Genomic DNA, 19952 nt, shown 5'->3' on the forward strand with positions numbered 1-19952 from the left:
CCTACGGTCCCTTTTTTTGCGCTCGTTCCCACGCTCCAGCGTGGGAACGCTGTCTTGTCCGCTCCAGCGGACTCAGCTCCTCTGTACTGATAGGTGTTGGCGGTTAGCCCACCGAGGCACTTAATCGACGCTGGAGCGTCGGGATCTGCTCCCACACTGGAGCGTCGGGAGCCAGATGAAAATCAGGGAGGGATCTTTGTGTTGGGCACGGGCCATCCATTGATGCGGTTCGCGCCTCTTCGTGATGCATCCTGTAAGATCTGCCGCGCTCACCGCATCCTACGCCGGCTCACCCCATCCTACGGGCTTCGGCGACTCAGAATCAGTAACGTAGGATGCGGTGAGCGCGGTGGTTCTGAGCTTGCTGGCCGGTGTAAACCCTCGCCGCGTGAACCGCATCAATCGAGGTCATGCTCACTACACCATTGATGTGGTTCACTCCACCCTACGGGCTTCGGCGATTCAAAACCAGCGCCAGGTCATTTCTCCAGCAGCCGCGGTATGAGCTGAGCGAAGTTGCAGGGCCGGGTGCGATGGTCGAGCTGGGGCCGCAGGATCTTGTCCCAGGCGGTCCGGCAGGCACCGCCGGAGCCAGGCAGACAGAAGATGAAGGTGCCGTTGGCCAGGCCCGCCAGGGCCCGGGACTGAATGGTGGCGGGACCGATCTCCTCAAAGGAGAGGGCACGGAAGAGTTCGCCGAAGCCCTCGATCTGCTTGTCGAGCAGGGGTGCAATCGCCTCCGGGGTGCTGTCTCGCCCGGTGATGCCGGTGCCGCCGGTAGCCAACACCACCTGTATCTGGGGGTCGGCGATCCAGTGCGAGAAGACGGCGCGCATCCGGTAGACATCGTCCGGGACGATCTCCTTGGCGACCACCTTGTGGCCGGCGATCTCGACCTGGTCCCGGAGCCAGCCGCCGGATTTGTCGTCGGCCTCGGTGCGGCTGTCCGACACGGTAAGGACCGCGATCCTGAGCGGAATGAAGCCGGTGTCTTTAAAGTGCTCGGTCACTGAAGTATCCCCACAAATCAGCCTCTGGCTCCCACGCTCCAGCGTGGGAGCAAATCCAGACGCTCCAGCGTCATGAAACCTTGGCCGCTGGAGCGGCCACAACGGCATTCCCACGCTGGAGCGTGGGAACGAGCCATGAGGGCATCGTGGCCGCTCATTCGCTCCATAACTCGTTGTTTTAGATTGCAATAATGTGGGGATACCTCAGGCTCAGTCATGGTTTTTTACGTCGGTAGTGTCTTAACTTTGTTGGTACTGTGGTTCGAAAGGACTTTTGCGACACCCTCGGCGGGAGAGGGGCTTGTTGTGCCGGTCCGGAAGCATTCGTGCTAATTCGTGGTTCTTGTTTCCGGTTTTTGTACAAAGTTAAAACACTACTTTCACATCCACTTAGGAATCAGTAACAGGCCCCAGATCGCGGCGGCAAAGGCGATGCTGAGAAAGACGGCGGCGGAGGCGATATCCTTGGCCCGCCCGGAGAGCTCGTGGCGCTCCAGGCCAACCCGATCCACGTTGGCCTCGATGGCGGAGTTGAGCAGCTCGACGATCGGTACGATCAGCAGGCTGCAGACCAGCATCGCCCGTTCCAGCGGGGTCTCTCCGAGCCAGAGGCCCAGCGGCACCAGCAGGATAAGCGCCCACACCTCTTGGCGGAATGCCTCTTCCAGCTGGTAGCAACTCTTGAAACCCTGCATGGAAAAACCAAAGGCCCTGATGATGCGGCGCCACCCGGTGACCTTGCCGTTAGCCATGGGGCAAAACCATTGAGCATGTGAACCCCAAGGGGTCCGGGGTATTCTGCTTGTCTGTATTAAGGCGTGTTGACATTTAGGTCCGGGGGTAGGGAGGTCTCGTTTTCATCCGCAAATGAACGCCAATCAACGCCAATCGGAGCCGATTCAATGGGTATCCAGTGGCGTTTGTTGGCGGATGAACACGCCACCGGCTTTAGCCGGTGGAGCATTCTACGCTAACCGCTTGATTAGCTTCGGCAGGTACGCGCACATCGAGTTTTTCCGAATAGGACTTTCGAGGCTCGATTCCGCGTCTCTGGCAGGCCTCCAGAAAAACTCGCAGCGAGGCTGCGCCCTCTCGCCGCAGGCCCTCGATATCGGCGGCATAGAAATCCGCCCCACCCTTGAGCCGGACGAATTCCCCCCGATACATTTCAATCTCCGGATCATACTCGATAGTGGCTTTATAGCCGTCGATTTCCATTAGGTTAATCATGGTGTTACGCCATTTTCATCGAGCCACCGGCGAATGCCGGCTACGGCACCCTTGTCGGTGGTCGGCCTTGGGTACGGGCGGTGAAATACCCGCACCTGGTTAAACAAAAATACCTCAACGCGCGATCCCTTGCGCTCAATCACCTCAGCACCTAGCGTAAGAAACAGGGCCTCGATGTCACGCCACTGGATGTTCGCGCTTACGGGCCTGGAGTAGATCCTTTTCAGCGTTTCCCGGTGCTTACCTTTCATGGGAATGATACTAAATACCAGGCGACCAGCGAACATCCGGCGCAATCGGCCATGCGGGTAAATACCCGGTGTCGAGGTTCCGCGAGTGCCTTTAGCCTGTGTAGGATGTGGTGAGCGTGGGAGATCCTTCAGGATGGCACTGCCAGGTGGCGCGAACCGCATCAATGAATGGCCCGTGCCCAACACCCGTGTCGGGCATGCCCAGCGTCCATAGATGCGATTCGCGGCTTGCCCGCCCCGTCCCTGGGGAGGGTGTCGCAAAAGCCCCGCTCCCGGTCTCTGGTTCCCACGCAGCGCCTGGGAACGAGAACACTCAGCCTGACTGATGACCATTTGGACCGGCAACTCGGCATTCAGGTTTTACCCGCTAGCCGGAAGGGCCAACGAAATATCGGTAGTCCTGGGAGCCGACAGAATGTCGGCGGTCCCAGGGGCCGACAAGATGTCGGCGGTTCCGGGGACACGAGTCCGGCTGGGACCGCCGTCTTTCAGACGGCTTACGGACCCCATGACCAGCTGTCGGCAACGGTCAGAGCAGACGCCTCGCGCGAATCCTCACGAATGGATTCGCGCTGATTCGGGCGATTCGTAGTTTTCTCCTTCGTAATTCTAACCCACCACGGCAAACGGCTAACCGCTAACTTAATGGCGTTGGCCTGCGACCTCCTATTACTTCACTTACTCCACCAGCTCTTTCAACCGATAAATCGCCTCCAGGGCCTCCCGTGGCGAGAGTCCGTCCGGGTCCAGCTCCCGCAGGGCCTCCAGGGCCGAGTTGGAGGTCGGGGTTGTCGCGGTCGGGGCCGGGGGCTGGATTGGGGCCGGAGGTTCCAGTGGAAACAGGGAGAGCTGATCGGCTTCCCGTTCCGTGTGGCGTTGGGCGTCGTCTTCGAGCTCGCGCAGGCGCGTGCGGGCGCGTTCGATGACCGCGGCGGGCACCCCGGCGAGTCGCGCCACCTGGAGCCCGTAGCTCTGGCTGGCCGGACCCTCGCGGACCGCGTGCATAAAGACGATGGTGTCCCCGTGCTCCACGGCGTTCAGATGGACATTGGCGATTCCGGGATAGGCCTCGGAGAGGGTCGTGAGCTCGAAGTAATGGGTGGCGAACAGAGTAAAGGCGCGGTTGCGTGTCGCCAGCTCGACGCCGCAGGCCCAGGCCAGGGAGAGGCCGTCGAAGGTGCTGGTGCCGCGGCCGATCTCGTCCATCAACACCAGGCTGCGGTCACTCGCATTGTGGAGGATGTTGGCCGTCTCCTCCATCTCCACCATGAAGGTCGACCGCCCGCCGGCCAGGTCGTCCGCGGCGCCGATGCGCGAGAAGATGCGGTCCACGGGCCCCAGCCGTGCCGAGCGGGCGGGCACGAAGCTGCCGCAATAGGCCAGGAGCGTAATCAGGGCCGTTTGTCGCATGAAGGTGGATTTGCCGCCCATATTGGGTCCGGTGATGATCAGCATGCGGCGGTCCTCGTCCAGCCGCACCCCGTTGCCCACGAAGGGGGTGTCGATGACCTGCTCGATCACCGGATGGCGGCCGTCGGCGATCTCGATGAGCGGCTCGTCGGTCAGCTCCGGCCGCACCCAGTCCAGGGTAGCGGCGCGTTCCGCCAGGTTGCAGAGCACATCTAGGGCGGCGATGCCGGCGGCGGCTGTCTGGAGCTCCGCCAGCCATTGCGTCAGCCGTTGCAGCAGCGCTTCGTAGAGGGCCTTTTCCCTGGCCAGGGCGCGCTCGCGGGCGCTCAGTATCCGGTCCTCGAACCGCTTGAGCTCCGGTGTGATATAGCGTTCGACACCCTTCAGGGTCTGACGTCGGACGTACTCCGCCGGGACCTGCTCGGACCGGCTGCGGCTCACCTCGATGTAGTAGCCGTGGACCCGGTTGTAGCTGACCTTGAGATTGTCGATACCGGTGCGTGCACGTTCCCGCGCTTCGAGGTCCAGGAGGAAGCGGTCGGCATTGGTCGCCAGGTCGCGCAACTCGTCGAGTTCCTGGTCGTAACCGGACGCCAGCACGCCCCCGTCGCGGATCAGCACCGGCGGGTTGTCGATGACGGCTTGTTGCAGCAGCTCCACCACCTCGGGAAAGGTCCCGATCGCTGCGGACAGCTCCCGCACCAGGGGGGCCTGCAAGGGCTCCAGGGTAGCCTGCAGATCGGGCAGGTACGCCAGGGAGTCGCGCAATACCGCCAGATCCCGTGGCCGCGCCGAGCCCAGGGCCACCCGGGCCAGGATACGCTCCAGGTCGCCGATCCCGGCCAGGCCCTCCTGCACCGGGGCAAAGGCGTCGCCTCCGATCAGCTCCTCGACGGCGGTGTGGCGGCGGCGGATGGTGTCCTGGCAGCGCAGGGGGCGACCGAGCCAGCGCCGCAGCAGACGGCCGCCCATGGCCGTGATGGTGCGGTCCAGGATCCCCGCCAGGGTGTGCTCGGAACGACCGCTCAGGCTGGTCACGAGCTCCAGGTTGCGGCGGGTGGCGGTGTCCAGGATCAGGGAAGCGTCCCGTTGCTCGGTGGTGAGGCCGCGGATGTGGGGCAGACTGCTGCGCTGGGTGTCTTGGACATATTGCAGCAGGCAGCCGGCGGCCCCTACCGCCAGTGGCAGCTCGGCGCACCCGAACCCGGTCAGGTCGCGGGTACCGAACTGGCCGCACAGCAGACGGTGGGCACTGTCCGGCTCGAAATGCCAGACCGGACGCCGCGTAATGCCCCCCTCCAGATCCAGCTCCTCGGGCAGGCGGCTGTCTTCCGCCACCAGGGTCTCGGAGGGCCGCAGCCGCGCCAGCTCGCTGCGCAGGGCCTCCAGCGTCGGTACTTGCAGCACCGCAAAACTGCCGCTGGAGAGCTCCAGCCAGGCGAGGCCATAGCCGTCATCGCCGGCGCAGACCGCCGCCAGCAGATTGTCCCGGCGCTCCTGGAGCAGGGCCTCGTCGGTCAGGGTACCGGGGGTGACGATGCGGACGACTTCCCGCTCCACCGGACCCTTGGATTTGGCCGGATCCCCCATCTGCTCGCAGATTGCCACCGATTCGCCCTGGCGCACCAGCTTGGCCAGATAGGTCTCCACCGCGTGGTAGGGAACCCCGGCCATGGGGATCGGCCGGCCGCCGGACTGGCCGCGCTTGGTCAGGGTGATATCCAGCAGACGGGCCGCCCGCTCCGCGTCTTCGAAGAAGAGCTCGTAGAAATCCCCCATGCGGTAAAAGAGCAACAGCTGCGGGTAATCCGCCTTGATGCGGAGATACTGCTCCATGACGGGGGAGTGTTTGACGGCGACCGGTTCTTTGCTCATGGGGGCTGGGTCTTACAGCGACGGGCTGCAGCTCGGGCGACGGAACCGAGATTGTAGGATGTGGTGAGCGCGGTTGGCGACTCAGGATTGCACGGCCGGTTAGCGCGAACCGCATCGATGATGCGGTGAGAGTGGTGGTTTAGAGCCTGCCGGCCGGTACCTGCTTTCTCCGCACGAACCGCATCGATGGATGGCGGCCTGTCCCACACTACGTTGGTTACGGCAGTCTCCGACGATGCGGTTCGCGGCCTACCCGCCCCAGGGACGGGGCGGGTAGGCGCTCACCACATCCTACGGGCTTTTGCGACACCCTGCTGCGGGGTCATAGACGTCAGCCGGTACCCAGCACTACGCGAATACGGGTTTCGAGCGTTGCAACGTCCTCCGGGCAGAGCCGGCGGATGCGTAGGTAGTTTGTGGCGGCTTTCTTCGCCAAGGGCTCCCGGCCTGCATGTGGATCCTTATCAACATTCCGCTGGCGGGCATAGGGCACATAGTAGTTTTCCTTCGGATCGCACTCTTGCCGTATCTCCTGCCAGTGCCAGTCCTTGGGCAGATCGGACATGCCGGCGAGGACCCAGACCTCTAATTCCTGCCAGGCGTTTTCCGCCAGAAAATAACAGTCGGTCCCTGCGAGCAGTGTTTCCGCCTTCTGTTCCAGCGTATCGAGCTTTGCCCTGCGGTTTTCATCGCAGTCGCGATCGACGATGAGCAGGAAGACCCGCGTCATGCCCCGGTAACGGTTGACGATCTTCTGCATGTGCTCCCACTTCAGGGCTGCACCGATCCCGCCGAGCTTCGGGTCCATGCAGACTCGCACCCGTGCACGCACGCCGATGCTCGCCATCATCTTCTCGATGATGGGCTTGAGTACATGCTGGTCCTTGCGGAAGTCCTCGGGGATGATCAGGACATTGACGCTCATTCCGAATCTCCCCCCCTTTCCGACTCTCCTGCGTCGGGTTCGGAGAAGCAGGCGGCGTCTTCGAGCCATCCCGCGGCGTGCAGCGCTCCAAGGTCTTCGGTCTTGAGGACCCGCTTGATGTCCGGGAGGTCCGAGATCCGCTGTATCCGGGAATCCGCGGTGGCCTCCGTTCGATAGACCAATACAGCGTTTGCCAGCGCCTCTTCTTCCAGGAAACCCAGCAGTGCCGGATTGTGGGTGGTGCCGATGACCTGAATCTGCTGATCCTTGCAGACCTGCTGGACCAGCTGCAGCAGCAAATGCAACCGGGTGGGATGGATGCCGTTGTCGAATTCCTCGAAGAAAAAGATGCGGCCGGTATCCGGGCTGAGCAGTGCGGCGACCAGGGCCAGAAACCGCAGGGTGCCGTCGCTGGCACTGAGGGCGGAGACCTTTTGACCGTTGGCCTCCACGAGTTGCACGAGGATCCGTCCCGACAGGTCGGTCTGAAATCCAAAGTCCACGACATCCATCGGGGTGAGCGACCGGAGCCAGCCGAGGAGCTGGTTCTTGAGCGCAGGGTCCTGACAGATGCCGTGCAATACCGAGGACAGGTTCTCACCCCGATCGCCGAGTATCACCTGCCCCGGCTGTGACGGTTGGCGGATGGCGTTCGGATCCAGATCCAGGAAGCGAATGTCCTGGAAGATCTCCAGCACGCTGGTGCAAGCCCGGCGGACATTCAAGGGCTCATCATTCCGGTCAGGAAACTGGGAAAGCACGGGGCGAGTCGCGGAGAAGTCGGAGATTCTTCCAGGCTCCTGGGGATTCCCGCCGCGACGATGACGAACCCGGATATGATGCTCGTCCTGCTGCGGGGGGGGATCATCCTCCGGGTCCGAATCCCACAGATAATCCTGCCGCGTATACAACGCTTCCCGTGTTACCCGTGGACCAATGCCTTCGTTGGAGAGATCCACTCCCAGACCATATTCGAGATGCGCGTAAGGACGTGACTTCGCCTGGGGTGGCTGCACTGTGCATGCGAGTGCAAAACCGGATGCCTCTCTGAAGGCTACCTCCCGGACACCGCCACGGATGCCTCGCCACTGGAGGATGCCGCCGGGACCATATTTCTCCCCCAGGATCTCGGCCAGCGGATACCCCAGACCGACGCCATGGAGAAAGCGCAGTGCATCCCGCAGATTGCTCTTGCCGGAGGCATTGGCGCCGACAAGCAAGGTCAGTGACCCGAAGTCAACAGTCGCGTCCCGGAAGCTCTTGAATCTAATCAGCTCTAATCGGCGCAGCATGATTGCTCACTCCATTCGGTGATATGCGCCCTCTGAATCAGGGGGAGGAGCATGAGGATAGTGCCCTCAAGGCCACCTTGAAAAGCTCAACTGGCCGGACGAGACGAAGATGCCCCGTTGTTTTCAATCGGACAATCGCTTTAATCCGTGGAAATCTGCGTAACTTGCAGATTAAAAAATGGGTAGGGTCCGCGGTGCGGACCGCCGGCGCTTCCAGGACCGTAGGCCGGGGTTCGCAAGCTCACCCCAGCCTACGAGCTTCGTCTTTGTCCATGGTTTGGCTCGTTCCCACGCTCCAGCGTGGGAATGCCGTTGTGGCCGCTCCAGCGGCCGAGATTCCTCGCTCCGCTCGGGACCAGGTTTCATGACGCTGGAGCGTGAATTTGGCTCCCACGCTGGAGTGTGGGAGCCAGAGGGAAGCGGCGGGATGCGCTGACGCTTTCCCGCCCTACGCGGGCTGTAGCGCCGGTGTCGGCGTCTTAACGCAACCTATACCCACGGTTACTGCCCGCGCTGTCTGCCCGCGCGGACCTCGCTTTGGGTGTAGGTTGCGTTAGCCGCGCGGGGAAACGCTTGGGGGAGCACGGCCTCGAACGCGGCGTAACGCAACACGACGCCTGCTCAGGCAGCACCGAATAATGCCGGACAGTGGTGCAACTTAATACTTGACTGAATGAGTTGGTTATTGTAGCTTCTCAAGCCTTCACTCGAGGCAGGAGCGATTCACCCGTGAGATTGACTACGAAAGGGCGCTACGCCGTCACCGCGATGCTCGATCTGGCGATCCATCGCGGGCAGGGACCAATCCCGTTGGCGGACATCGCGCAACGTCAGGGCATTTCTTTGTCCTATCTGGAGCAGCTCTTCTCCAGACTGCGTATGCGCGCGCTCGTCTCGAGCATGCGTGGCCCCGGCGGCGGCTACAACTTGGCGCGGAAGGCGTCCGAGATCCATGTGGCGGAGGTCATCTCCGCGGTGGACGAGCGCGTGGATACCACCCGTTGCGGCGGCGCCCATAACTGCCGGAACCAAGGTCCCTGCCTGACCCATGACCTGTGGCAGGATCTGAGCACTCAGATCTACGAATACCTCGACCGCATCAGTCTGCAGGATCTGGCCGACGGCAAAGGGGGATGGGGCAGCGCCAAGCGTCGGGATCCGCAGGGACCCGAGGTCAGGATCGAGGGCCGCAGCAGCGGGGGGTTGAGCGCCGGTGCCTGATCATTCGGTAGGCGGTGCCAAGCGTTTCGGAGTCTTATAAAAATGCAACTACCTATCTACATGGACTACTCGGCGACCACCCCTGTCGACCCCCGGGTCGCCGAGAAGATGTGCAGCTATCTTACCCCGAAGGGGAGGTTCGGTAACCCGGCCTCGCGTTCCCATTCCTTCGGCTGGGAAGCGGAGGATGCGGTGGACGAGGCCCGCCGCCAGGTGGCGGCACTCGTCAACGCCGATCCCAAGGAGATCGTCTGGACCTCCGGCGCTACCGAGTCAGATAACCTGGCGATCAAGGGCCTTGCCCGTTTCTACCACAAAGGGGGCAGGCATATCGTCACCGCCAAGACGGAGCACAAGGCGGTTTTGGACACCTGCCGCCACCTTGAGCGGGAGGGATTCGAGGTCACCTATCTCGACCCCCGGCCCAATGGCCTCATCGATCTGGCCAAGCTGGAAGCCGCCCTGCGGGACGACACCATCCTGGTCTCGATCATGCATGTGAATAACGAGATCGGTGTCATTCAAGACATCGCAGGCATCGGCGAGCTGACCCGGGCGCGCAAGATCCGGTTCCATGTCGATGCCGCCCAGAGTGCCGGTAAGGTCCCCATCGATTTGGAACGGATGAACATCGACCTGATGTCCTTCTCGGCCCACAAGATTTACGGCCCTAAGGGTATCGGCGCCCTCTATGTGCGGCGGAAGCCGCGGGTGCGGCTGGAGGCCCAGATGCACGGCGGTGGCCATGAGCGCGGCATGCGCTCTGGTACCCTCGCGACGCACCAGATCGTCGGCATGGGCGAGGCCTGTCGGATTGCGCGCGCGGAGATGGCTACGGAGAACGAGCGCGTATTGGCCCTCCGCCATCGCCTGTGGGACGGCCTCAAGGATATGGAGCAGGTCGTCCTGAACGGTGACTGGGACAGGCGGGTGGCCGGGAACCTGAATCTGAGCTTTGCGTTCGTCGAGGGCGAGTCCCTGATCATGGCCCTGAAGGACCTGGCGGTATCTTCGGGCTCTGCCTGCACTTCGGCCAGCCTGGAGCCGAGCTATGTGTTGCGGGCCCTGGGACGCGAGGATGAGCTGGCGCACAGCTCCATCCGCTTTTCGCTCGGGCGGTTCACGACCTCGGAAGAGGTGGACTTCGCGGTCGCGAAGATCCGCTCTCAGGTCGAACGACTGCGCGAGCTATCGCCCTTGTGGGATATGTACAAAGACGGCATCGACTTGAGCACCGTCCAGTGGACGGCGCACTGACGCCCGCCCGGTTTTGAGGTTTTTGTCGCGAGGTAACAGACCATGGCTTACAGCGAAAAGGTATTGGACCATTACGAGAACCCGCGCAATGTGGGCAAGTTCGACAACGACGCCACGGTGGGCACCGGCATGGTCGGGGCACCGGCCTGCGGTGACGTGATGCGCCTGCAGATCAAGGTCAGTGATCAGGGCGTCATCGAGGATGCCCGCTTCAAGACCTATGGCTGTGGTTCGGCGATCGCCTCCAGCAGCCTGTTGACGGAGTGGGTCAAGGGCCGGACATTGGATGAGGCCCAACAGATCAAGAACCAGGACATCGCCGATGAGCTGGCCCTACCGCCGGTCAAGATTCACTGTTCGGTACTGGCGGAAGATGCCATCAAGGCCGCCATTCAGGACTACACCCGGAAGCAGGACGCCCCGGGAGTCGAAGCATGAGTATCACCATGACGGCGGTGGCGGCGGATCACGTCCGTAAATTTCTCGCCAACCGCGGTAAGGGATTGGGTCTGCGCCTCGGTGTCCGGACCTCCGGTTGCTCCGGCATGGCCTATGTGCTGGAGTTCGCGGATGAGCTGGGGGCCGACGATCAGGTCTTCGAGGACCAGGGGATCAAGGTCATCGTGGACCCCAAGAGCCTGCTCTACCTCGCTGGGACCGAGCTCGACTATACCAAGGAAGGGCTCAACGAGGGCTTCAAATTCAACAATCCCAACGTCAAGGACGCCTGCGGCTGTGGCGAGAGCTTCAATGTCTAGGTCGTCCTGACAGCCGACCATTTGATTGACTGGAGGGTCCGCCGGGTGGGCCTTCTAAATGTCAACGGCCTCTAAATCCCCCGTGTTGGATTTCTCCAAGAACCACTTCGAGCTCTTCGGGTTGCCCATGAGCTACCGGGTGGATGGCGTCCTGCTGGCGGAGCGCTATCATGCCCTGCAGCAGGCGCTGCATCCGGATCGCTATGCCGCGGCGGGCGCCCGCGAGCGGCGGTTGTCCATGCAGGCCTCCACCCGCGTCAACGAGGCCTTCCAGACCCTCAGGGAGCCCCTGGCACGCGCGCGCTATTTGCTGTCGCTGCACACCGGCGCTTGGAGCGACGAGCCGGCATCGACCCAAGACGCGGCATTCCTGATGGAGCAGATGGAGCTACGCGAGGCCCTGGCCCAGGTCAAAGACCGACCGGACCCCGTGACCGCGGTCGGTGAGATCCTGGACCGCCTCGCCGACCATGCCCGCGTGCTGACGAGTGAGTTGGAAGCCTTGCTGGAGGCCCCGTCGGCGCCGGACCTGGAAGCGGCGCGGGAACGTGTGCGCAAGTTGCAATTCGTCGCCAAGTGCCGGGTCGAGGCGGAGAATCTGGAGGCGGAGCTGGAAGGTATTTCCTAGGGCGTGTTGACATTTAGGGTAGTGGTAAATTTTTAAGTGAGAGCAGTTGAGAGGTTCACCGACCACTCCCGGTTTCTTTTTGATCCCCTCTCCTGGCCCCCTCGCTGCGCTCGGAGCAGGCTCTCTCCCGGCGAGAGCGGGGCGAAGCTCGTAGGTTGGGCAAAGCCGGTAGGATGCGGTGAGCGCGGTAGGTCTTACAGGATGGCACCACGCGGAGGCGCGAACCGCACCAACCCCCATAAAGGCACCTTGAAAAATAGGTATTTTCAGCGATCAGGCGGCTCTAACCCGTTGCTTATTCAAGCATGCCGTTGACGAAAAGGGTGCCCGTAATCGAATCCCGAAAGCGCGTGCGCACTGTCGGGCCCGGGCCAGCCGGCGATGCGGTTCGCGCCGACCGTCAATGCCGTCCTTGAGGCGGTATACTGCGCTCACCGCATATATGGACCCATCCCGTTTGCAAGGTGAAACACGCATGATTTGGCGAAGGGAAAGGTTGCTGTCATCTATGCTGTCATCTATCCGGCCTCTGTCTGGGCATTCAGATGCCCACGGCCTCGCTGGCGATTCGCGCACCTCGCCTTGAACATCCTATCGGCCTCGAAGGCCTCAGCGGTGGAGCAGGTTTGAGAGGTGCCGGTCTGACCTGGCTTGCCATCATGTGTGTGCTACCTACGCAACCGTTGTTGGTGTACTCCTCAAGCGTTTCGTGGTTGACGGCGCCCGCGCCGTCGGGCGATTACTTTCAGGTGGCTAACCGGTATGCTTCCTGCCGCGTCAGCAGCGCCCAACTGATGCGCGCGTTCTGGTTTGCCACCGCCACCACCGCCCGGTTGTAGCCCCGCTCCCGGACCAGGCGCTTGATCCAACGACTCCGGGCGTCTGACTTGTCTTTGCTCATCACTGCTTGAACCACCGAACGCGCCCCGTGGACCAGCAAGGTACGCAGATGCCGATTACCCCGTTTGCTGATCTCCAACCGCCGCACTTTGCCGCCGGTCCCGGGTTGGCGCAGCACCCGCCCCAGGGCCACGGCAAATTGCCGCTCGTCGGGGAACTGATGCCCATCACCGAAGGTGCCGACTAAGGCGGTAGCAGTCAGGGGACCGATGCCTTCGATTGCCGCGATCCGTTGGCACGCCTCCGGCTGCTCGAACACGGCGTTGAGCTGCGCATCGTAGCCCTGGATGCGTGCATCGAGCACCAGCAGTTGCTCGGAGACCTGGGCCAACAGCGGCCGTAGCAGCGCCGAGAGTTGGTTCTCGCTGTCTTCGAGCATCTCCGGCAGCGCCCGCCGCCGCGGCCCCACCCCCTTGGGCACCACCAGACCATACTCGCCCAGCAAGCCGCGCATTTGATTGACCACGGCCGTACGCACCTTGACCGCGGCCTGACGCATCCGGTGCAACGCTTGCAAGTCTTGCTGCTCAACCGTCTTGACCGCAACGAAACGCATGTTGGCTCGTCACACCGCCTCGCACATGCCCGCCGCATCCTTGTCGTCGTTCTGGTTGCTCTTGACGTAGCCCGTGACCAATTGCGGTGCCATCAGCCGCACCTCGTATCCTTGCGCGCTCAGCTCGCGCGCCCAATGGTGGGCACCGCCGAGCTGACCGTCCGTCGCCGTCTTCTCCAGCGGCGACGAGTTGGTTATGCCCGGTACTCCTCTGGGACCCGGGCAGATCTACAACTCCAACCGTTTCATCCTGATCGGCTTGCTGGAAGAACTGGGCTGTGAGGTCCGGGATCTGGGTATCGTCAGGGACACACTGGACGCCACTATGGAGGCCCTGGCCGACGCGGCCGAGCACTCTGACCTGATTCTGGCCAGCGGCGGTGTCTCCGTGGGCGAGGAGAACCATGTCAAGCCGGCGGTGGAGCGCCTGGGCAGCCTGGATCTGTGGCAGATTGCCATGCGTCCCGGCAAGCCGTTGGCCTTCGGCCATATCGGTGGCCACATCGACGGGGAGCGGACCCCGTTCATCGGCAGTCCCGGCAATCCCGTCTCCCTGTTCGTCACCTTCTGCCTGTTCGCCCGACCCTTCATCCGGCGCATGCAGGGCATTGCGGGCTCTGTCCGACCCGCTGTGGTGACGGCCGAGGTGGGCTTCACATGGCCGCGACCGGCCAAGCGCCGCGAGTTCCAACGCGCGCGCCTGGAGCCGGATGAGAGTGGTCGGTGCCGGGTAAGTCTCTACCCCAACCCTTCCTCCGCCGTGCTCTCCTCCGTGGCCTGGGCCAATGGTCTGGCCGTCATCCTCGAGGGTCGGTCCTTGCAGGAGGGAGACCCCATCGAGTTCATTCCCTTCAGCGCGCTCACCGGATGATCAAGGTCCTCTACTTCGCCCGCCTACGTGAACAACTGGGGACCGCCGGCGAGGAGCTCCCGGCCGCGGCCGGGCTGGCGACGGTCGGTGACCTCGCGGCCTTGCTGCGAGGACGCGGTGGCGCTTGGTCCGAGCTCCTGGCAGAAGACGAAACCATCCTGGCAGCGGTCAATCAGGAGCTGGCCCGTCCCGAGACGCCAATCAAGGACGGCGACGAAGTGGCTTTCTTCCCGCCGGTTACCGGGGGTAGACCCGGCGCTCAATGTCCGGATCGAATCGGGTAGAGCGTGGGCCGGAGACGCCGGATAGCTACAGCTGGTGGACATCAGCTTTGAACCCAATGTCATTAAGTTAAGCCTCAAAGCCCCTCTCCCGGCGGGAGAGTGTCGTAAAACCGGTGGTGTCAGCTGCCAGTCTGTGAAGTTTAAACCACAGAGAACACAGAGGACGTAGGGAATCGGCCTGTGCCCTTCTCTGCGTTCTCTGTGTCCTCTGTGGTTCGAAAGGACTTTTGCGACACCTTCGGCGGAAGAGGGGTTGGGGAGAGGGCGAATGAAAAACAGCGCTCAACCGATCACAAACGGCGCCGGTGACGCTTAACTTAATGGCATTGGCTTTGAACCTGTGCCGCGTTGAGAAGATTCGGCCGAAGACGCGGTAGGCGTTTGACACTTATAGATGTAAGATATTGCAACAGTGGTATCTTAACGAGACCAAGTCAGGCGCCGTCTCGGCAATGGCCAGAGATCAGGGTATCGAGCGAGTGTTTGTTTTGCCCGTTCAGTCACATAAGGCCCAGTGACGACAGCGATACCGGGGAAACGAGCGGTAAGGGTGCGGCCTCTGTCACATTCAGTATGGGAGATAGAAATGTATCATCGAGTGAGGACCTTAGGGATCGCCGTCGGTTTCATAATAGCAGCAGTTGCGAATAGTTCGGTACTCGCCTGCGAAGCAACCGAGATGGCGACGACTCCGGATGGGTTTATCCATAAGGTTGTCGCAGGCTCCGACAAGATCAAGGTATTCAAGACACCGGCCGGCAAGGAAGAGGCCTATGTGATGGAGCTGCTGCAGCCGTACTTCGTTATCTGCGAAGCTGGTGACTATTTCAAAATTACCGATGTTCCGGCGGATACCGTCGAAGAGGCCATGGCCGGCAACGTAGGCTATGTACCCAAGGGCCAATCGCATCTCTGGCCGACGCGGGAGGCACTCGCATTCAGCGACATCGCATTCCTGGAGGATCGCCCGGAGATCGTTGCCTGGGACGAGGAAGCAGTGCTGAAGAAATTCATGGAATCGGGCAACAAGAAGCTGCATCCCCCGGCCTTTCAAGAAGACTTGAAATCCACCCGTAAGCGTGAGCGGTCGACCCGTCCCTACCCTGTGTTAGGCAGCCAAACCTATAAGTTCCGTAAGGTCGCGGACAAGCGGGTCTATAAGGTACTGTTGCCCGCTGCGCTCCCCGCCGAAGCACGGATTGAGATCAAAAAAGGTGATATAGAGCAGACAAAGAAGGCATTACAGGCCGCCACCATTGTGGTCGTCTTCGATGCCACCGGCTCCATGGCGGCGTTTGCCACCGAGACTGCTCGAACCATTGCTGGTGCGGTAAAGAGCCTGGATCCGGATGTCGTCAAGAAATCCACCATGGGATTCGTCTTCTATCGGGATGTAGGTGACGCAGAGAACTTGGTTGAGCTTTCGCCCTTGCCGATCGAAGATGCTGCCAAGGCCCTGAACGAGGCCGCAGGACTGATGACCGGCGGCGGCGATGCGGCCGAACCCGTGCTGGATGCCATCTACTTCGCCACGCATCTGTACAACTGGGGTCAACACGGGCGTCGCATCCTAATCGGGGTCCTCAACGACGATGCCAAACCGACGACCGAGGGGACACTCGATCCCAAGGGGCGGATTCCGGCCGGTTTGGATGTCAACGCGGTTGCCAAGGGTGTGTTTGAAGCGAATATCCCGGTTATTACCGTTCAGGCCGGGCCGAACTTCGGCCCCAATCTCGAAACCGTGATGCAGCCCCTGGCGGACAACACCGGTGGTAAGTTTATTCGCTGGGATTCAGGTGCGACACAGAAAAGCATCGCCTTGGCAGTCACTAACAAGATGAGTGAGGCAGCCACCTCGTCGGTTGCCGAGGGTAAGGAAACCCTGAGTAAAATGGAATTCGATTACCGTGGCTATGCATCGATCCCGCTGGCGGTATTGGACGGCGAGAAGCTCGACCGGTTGCGTCGTAACGGCGTCGATTTCAACATCGATCTCGGTGCAGGCGGCGTGTTGGTACGCGAAGGCTACATGGTCGAGAACAACGACCTGCTGGAGCCCAAGATCCAGATTGAGAAGGAGACTCTGCAAGGGTTGATCAACCTGTACTCGGTGCTGGGCACCACAGGGGTGGATTCGGAAGCATTCTTGCGCTCGGCCGGCGAGGCAATCGCCGCTATCGCCGGGGAGGACTACGACAAGACTGAGACGATTTCGGAACTCATCCGCAAGAACCTGGGCATCGAGTTCCGCTCGGACCTGTTGAAATTCAAGCTCGAATACCTCGATACCCTAAACCGCGAGGAACGGCTCAAGTACAGCAAACGGATTCAGGATGCAGGCAATATCCTGGCCAAGTATCTCGATGCCAATCTGGCGGAGTTCGATTCCAACCCAGCGGTGTGGATGCCGATTGCAGCCTTGCCCTGATGGTTGAGTGCAGAATGGGCGAGTGACTGGGCGCGGTTCGCTGTCGGCTCAATGCCGGTGTGGCTGAATGCAGCCGGAAAAATCCCGGCTGAGGAACGATGTTAAAGACACGAGGAGCACCCGCGGTATGGACCAGCCGATCATCTCCCTGCGCGGTATTTCCCGTGCCTTCCGTAGTGGCCTTGGCGAGCGCGTCGAGATCCTGACCGATCTCGATCTGGACATCGCCGCCGGCAGTTTCAATGTGATTCGCGGCGAGAGCGGTTCCGGCAAGACTACCCTATTGCGCATACTCGGCATGCTGGATACCGGGTTCAGCGGCGACTACAGCTTTGCCGGCCACGCCGTGCGCGGCAAACCGGACTGGTTTCTGGACGAATTGCGCGCCGAGAACATCGGCTTTATCTTCCAGGAAGGTCGCCTGTTCAACCACCTGACCCTGCGCAAGAACATCGAGACACCGCTGTTGTTGCAGGGTGATCGGGAACGGCGCCAAGCCGCGCCGCAGATCGTCGAGGACCTGGCACCGCGTTTCTTCGACGATGGACGGCGCGATGAGATCCTGGCCCTACGCCCCGGTCCGGCCTCGGGGGGCCAAAAGCAGCGCGCATCCATCATGCGTGCTATCGTCAATCGTCCCAGCATCATCTTGGCCGACGAGCCGACCGCCAGCCTGCATGGCGATCTCAAGAACTATGTCGTCGAGCACCTCAAGACCCTGTGCGCTGATGGGCACACAGTCATTGTCGTCTCCCACGATTCAGTCTTCTACGACACCGGCCGCCAACTCGAACTGGATAAGGGTAAGCTGCGGGAGCTGACGCCACCCCCCGAGACTCCGAACAACCCGGGCCTACCCGTACAGGGGCCTGCCACCGGTTTGGCCGGGGGCTGGAAGCCACGGGCACCAGTGGGGATTCTGCTCAAGCAGGCGATACGCGAAACCCTATCCAGACCGATCTTTCTGGGGCTGATCCTGATCTCGCTCATTGTTGGGGTCTGTCAGGTCAGCGTATTTGCATCGGTGATCATCGGCGCCCAGGAATTCGTCGACGATGCCATGACCAAGGGCTCACGCCTGAACCGGGTGGAGATCAAGCCCCGGCGAGCGGATCGTGGCCAAGACGATCGCTTTCCCGGGCGTGGAGAGATCGCCGCGTGGGAGGCAGTAGACAAGGTGGTTCCCCGGCGAGTCACATTGGCATCCCTGGTCAATAGGGACGGCAGCACGACGACCTACAGCGCCATGGGTCTGCACGCCGGGGATCCGGAATACGGTCTGCTAGATTTCGTCGCCGGCGGCCCGTTCAGCGGCGGTCATGATCAGCTCCAGGTCATCGTCACGGCCAGCCTGCTGGGTGAGCTGTTCGATATCACCGGCCTCGAGGTCGGTACCGAGGACTATGACGATTTCATCGGGCGCCAGGTAACCATCCGGCTCGGCCAGTACACACCGAGCGGCAACCTGCGCGGTGAGACATCGATCAAGCTGAGGGTGCAGGGCATCATTTTGTACGCCGAGGGCGGCCGGCAGCTTTACCTGCCCAATACCACTCACCTGGCCTTCGACCGCTTCAAGCGCGATCGCCGCGACGAGTTCCCCTTGCCTCTCAACGAGGCGGCCGACGCCTGGACCGACACCGGAGCCGTCGCCCACATGGCGGATTTCCCCTGGGAAGACTCCCTACAGATCTATGCCCGTGGGATGCGTGACGTCATACCCGTGATCAAGCAAGTGGCCAAACAGGGCTACAAACCCAGATCCGACATCTGGCGTTTCAAATGGGCGCTGGACGTGCAGGACACCGCCTGGACCATCTTCATTCCACTCCTGGCACTGATTGTCCTGGCCGTGGCCATCACAGTTGCGGCCAACATCTTCACCAGCGCCAAGCTCCGCGAAACCGAGCTGGCCCTGTGGCGGGTACTCGGCATGCGCCGCGGCGATCTGGTATTGACCCAAGTGCTGGCGACGGCCTTTTCCGTCACGGTCGGCACCGTACTTGGACTCACGCTCGGGGCAGTCCTTGTGGATCAGAGCAAGGCGTTGCTTGCCCAACGCGGCGCCGATGCCGCCGTGCAAGACGGAGATCCGCAGACCTTCGACGCCATCTTCGCCCCGGTCAGTGAGTTCTATGTACCGATCCTCCTGTTTGCGCTGGTCCTCGGCATTGTCGCCGCCCTGTATCCGGCCTTCAGGACCGCCAACACCGACCCGGCAAAGGTGTTGCAATCTTGAACCGGCCCTTTCGTATCTTACTGGTTGCGTCCGCAATCACATTGGCGCCCTTATCCTCCGGTGGTGCTGACAGCCCTCTGGACCTTCGAGCATGCAAGCACTGGCAGGCTGGGGATATCCTCAAGGACGAGGAGATCGTGTCGATCCGCATGATAGGGACCGTCCCCCTAATGCGTCCTCTTTACGGATCGGATAAGCGGAGGGGTGAGAGCAGGATAAGGTTCCTGCCACAAAAAAAGGACAGTAATCCCGGATTCGCTCATTTGGCCCTTCTCGATATTGGTCCCCGAAGACTTTGGCGCTTCCTAACAAGGGTATCAAGTACCGCTCAGCTGATCCTCCCATCCCCGTATGGTCCTGCCGGACTAGCGAGCTATCGTGACATAAACAGTGGCTACTTGTTTGACTTACGTCTGATAGAAAAGGGCATTATAGAGCCTCTTCAATGCCAAAAAGTAGCGTCGAGTAAGTCGCTGGTATCCGTCGGCGATGCCAAACCGCCCGTTTCTGCTGTAAAGGGGCGCGCGCCGAGGACGGGTACCACCAAAGCACCGGTGGAAGAACGATCTGTAGGCAAGAAACCGAGCTTAGGTGCAATCGCAAGAAAGGCCAAATCATCCGTCAAGCCGGATGCAGCAGCATCCGCCACCACGGATAGCGATGGGTCGTATTCAAAGGTAAGCGATGGCAAGGACACGGCTAGCGGTGGACTGACGGCCTTGGCTTCCCGCCATAAAGCTGAGGCATCGAGTAGCCCTGTTCCAAAGAGATTCTTGCGGGATCTGGAAGCCAAAAAAACCGCTCCTGCCCCATC

General features: G+C 61.5%; 18 protein-coding genes. 9 read left to right on the forward strand and 9 right to left on the reverse strand.

All coding sequences use genetic code 11. The annotated features are described in order from the left end of the window. Nucleotides 1–479 precede the first annotated feature (479 nt). The 7 genes from moaB to E1958_RS06085 form a co-directional block, all read right to left on the reverse strand. On the reverse strand, nt 480–1010 hold the full coding sequence (gene moaB, locus E1958_RS06055) for a molybdenum cofactor biosynthesis protein B (protein ID WP_133511077.1): 531 nt from the start codon (nt 1008–1010) through the stop codon (nt 480–482). Between the two features lie 380 nt (nt 1011–1390). Beyond that, the gene (locus E1958_RS06060) at nt 1391–1762 is read right to left on the reverse strand and encodes a diacylglycerol kinase (RefSeq protein ID WP_133511078.1); all 372 of its coding nucleotides are present in this window, start codon (nt 1760–1762) and stop codon (nt 1391–1393) included. A gap of 196 nt (nt 1763–1958) precedes the next feature. After that, a complete protein-coding gene (locus E1958_RS06065; RefSeq protein WP_207787979.1) occupies nt 1959–2228 on the reverse strand; it encodes a type II toxin-antitoxin system HicB family antitoxin in 270 nt (89 codons plus the stop codon). 8 nt (nt 2229–2236) lie between these two features. Beyond that, a complete protein-coding gene (locus E1958_RS06070) occupies nt 2237–2491 on the reverse strand; it encodes a type II toxin-antitoxin system HicA family toxin (protein WP_133511080.1) in 255 nt (84 codons plus the stop codon). Between the two features lie 678 nt (nt 2492–3169). Further along, nucleotides 3170–5776, reverse strand: a complete 2607-nt coding sequence (mutS, locus tag E1958_RS06075) for a DNA mismatch repair protein MutS (RefSeq protein WP_133511081.1) — start codon at nt 5774–5776, stop codon at nt 3170–3172. 331 nt (nt 5777–6107) lie between these two features. Beyond that, nucleotides 6108–6701, reverse strand: coding sequence for a hypothetical protein (locus E1958_RS06080; protein ID WP_133511082.1), 594 nt, complete (start codon nt 6699–6701; stop codon nt 6108–6110). Next, on the reverse strand, nt 6698–7993 hold the full coding sequence (locus E1958_RS06085) for an AAA family ATPase (protein WP_133511083.1): 1296 nt from the start codon (nt 7991–7993) through the stop codon (nt 6698–6700). Before E1958_RS06085 ends, E1958_RS06080 begins: the two co-directional genes overlap by 4 nt. Before the next feature lie 729 nt (nt 7994–8722). On the opposite strand from E1958_RS06085, the gene E1958_RS06090 reads away from it, so the two are divergent. Genes E1958_RS06090 through hscB form a run of 5 tightly spaced genes read left to right on the forward strand, consistent with a single transcriptional unit; the run spans nt 8723 to nt 11857 of the window. Continuing rightward, on the forward strand, nt 8723–9214 hold the full coding sequence (locus tag E1958_RS06090) for an Rrf2 family transcriptional regulator (protein WP_133511084.1): 492 nt from the start codon (nt 8723–8725) through the stop codon (nt 9212–9214). Nucleotides 9215–9256: 42 nt separating this feature from the next. Then, nucleotides 9257–10471 (forward strand): IscS subfamily cysteine desulfurase, encoded by a 1215-nt coding sequence (locus E1958_RS06095; RefSeq protein WP_133511085.1) that lies wholly within the window; start codon nt 9257–9259, stop codon nt 10469–10471. A 42-nt stretch (nt 10472–10513) separates the two neighbouring features. Further along, nucleotides 10514–10909 (forward strand): Fe-S cluster assembly scaffold IscU, encoded by a 396-nt coding sequence (gene iscU, locus E1958_RS06100; protein ID WP_089725778.1) that lies wholly within the window; start codon nt 10514–10516, stop codon nt 10907–10909. Then, nucleotides 10906–11229, forward strand: coding sequence for an iron-sulfur cluster assembly protein IscA (gene iscA / locus E1958_RS06105; RefSeq protein ID WP_133511086.1), 324 nt, complete (start codon nt 10906–10908; stop codon nt 11227–11229). The genes iscU and iscA overlap by 4 nt, the downstream gene beginning before the upstream one ends. A gap of 58 nt (nt 11230–11287) precedes the next feature. Further along, nucleotides 11288–11857 carry a Fe-S protein assembly co-chaperone HscB gene (gene hscB / locus E1958_RS06110; RefSeq protein ID WP_207787734.1) on the forward strand — a complete coding sequence of 190 codons (570 nt, stop codon included), beginning with the start codon at nt 11288–11290 and terminating at the stop codon, nt 11855–11857. A gap of 745 nt (nt 11858–12602) precedes the next feature. Here hscB and E1958_RS06115 read toward each other — a convergent pair. Further along, a complete protein-coding gene (locus tag E1958_RS06115; RefSeq protein WP_133511087.1) occupies nt 12603–13313 on the reverse strand; it encodes an IS110 family RNA-guided transposase in 711 nt (236 codons plus the stop codon). Nucleotides 13314–13509: 196 nt separating this feature from the next. Here E1958_RS06115 and E1958_RS06120 point away from each other — a divergent pair, with 196 nt between their 5' ends. From E1958_RS06120 to E1958_RS06135, 4 genes are all read left to right on the forward strand, one after another. Further along, complete coding sequence (locus tag E1958_RS06120; protein ID WP_133511088.1) at nt 13510–14184, forward strand: molybdopterin molybdotransferase MoeA; 675 nt, start codon at nt 13510–13512, stop codon at nt 14182–14184. After that, a complete protein-coding gene (gene moaD, locus E1958_RS06125; protein WP_133511089.1) occupies nt 14181–14468 on the forward strand; it encodes a molybdopterin converting factor subunit 1 in 288 nt (95 codons plus the stop codon). Before E1958_RS06120 ends, moaD begins: the two co-directional genes overlap by 4 nt. Nucleotides 14469–15147: 679 nt before the next feature. Further along, a complete protein-coding gene (locus E1958_RS06130; RefSeq protein ID WP_208108573.1) occupies nt 15148–16899 on the forward strand; it encodes a vWA domain-containing protein in 1752 nt (583 codons plus the stop codon). Between the two features lie 127 nt (nt 16900–17026). After that, entirely contained in the window at nt 17027–19138 is a 2112-nt protein-coding gene (locus E1958_RS06135) for an ATP-binding cassette domain-containing protein (protein ID WP_133511090.1), read from the forward strand. A 442-nt stretch (nt 19139–19580) separates the two neighbouring features. Here the strand turns inward: E1958_RS06135 and E1958_RS06140 are convergent, their stop codons facing one another. After that, nucleotides 19581–19931 (reverse strand): hypothetical protein, encoded by a 351-nt coding sequence (locus tag E1958_RS06140; protein ID WP_133511091.1) that lies wholly within the window; start codon nt 19929–19931, stop codon nt 19581–19583. Nucleotides 19932–19952: the final 21 nt, after the last annotated feature.

It is taken from the genome of Candidatus Thiosymbion oneisti, assembly GCF_004359955.1.
Taxonomy (GTDB): domain Bacteria; phylum Pseudomonadota; class Gammaproteobacteria; order Chromatiales; family Chromatiaceae; genus Thiosymbion; species Thiosymbion oneisti.

Coding starts and splice junctions, on each gene's coding strand:
- E1958_RS06060 (WP_133511078.1), bottom strand. CDS start 1,762: ATGGCTAACGGCAAGGTCACCGGGTGGCGCCGCATCATCAGGGCCTTT.
- E1958_RS06065 (WP_207787979.1), bottom strand. CDS start 2,228: ATGGAAATCGACGGCTATAAAGCCACTATCGAGTATGATCCGGAGATT.
- E1958_RS06070 (WP_133511080.1), bottom strand. CDS start 2,491: ATGAAAGGTAAGCACCGGGAAACGCTGAAAAGGATCTACTCCAGGCCC.
- mutS (WP_133511081.1), bottom strand. CDS start 5,776: ATGAGCAAAGAACCGGTCGCCGTCAAACACTCCCCCGTCATGGAGCAG.
- E1958_RS06080 (WP_133511082.1), bottom strand. CDS start 6,701: ATGAGCGTCAATGTCCTGATCATCCCCGAGGACTTCCGCAAGGACCAG.
- E1958_RS06085 (WP_133511083.1), bottom strand. CDS start 7,993: ATGCTGCGCCGATTAGAGCTGATTAGATTCAAGAGCTTCCGGGACGCG.
- E1958_RS06095 (WP_133511085.1), top strand. CDS start 9,257: ATGCAACTACCTATCTACATGGACTACTCGGCGACCACCCCTGTCGAC.
- iscU (WP_089725778.1), top strand. CDS start 10,514: ATGGCTTACAGCGAAAAGGTATTGGACCATTACGAGAACCCGCGCAAT.
- iscA (WP_133511086.1), top strand. CDS start 10,906: ATGAGTATCACCATGACGGCGGTGGCGGCGGATCACGTCCGTAAATTT.
- hscB (WP_207787734.1), top strand. CDS start 11,288: ATGTCAACGGCCTCTAAATCCCCCGTGTTGGATTTCTCCAAGAACCAC.
- E1958_RS06115 (WP_133511087.1), bottom strand. CDS start 13,313: ATGCGTTTCGTTGCGGTCAAGACGGTTGAGCAGCAAGACTTGCAAGCG.
- E1958_RS06120 (WP_133511088.1), top strand. CDS start 13,510: ATGCCCGGTACTCCTCTGGGACCCGGGCAGATCTACAACTCCAACCGT.
- moaD (WP_133511089.1), top strand. CDS start 14,181: ATGATCAAGGTCCTCTACTTCGCCCGCCTACGTGAACAACTGGGGACC.
- E1958_RS06130 (WP_208108573.1), top strand. CDS start 15,148: ATGGCGACGACTCCGGATGGGTTTATCCATAAGGTTGTCGCAGGCTCC.
- E1958_RS06135 (WP_133511090.1), top strand. CDS start 17,027: ATGGACCAGCCGATCATCTCCCTGCGCGGTATTTCCCGTGCCTTCCGT.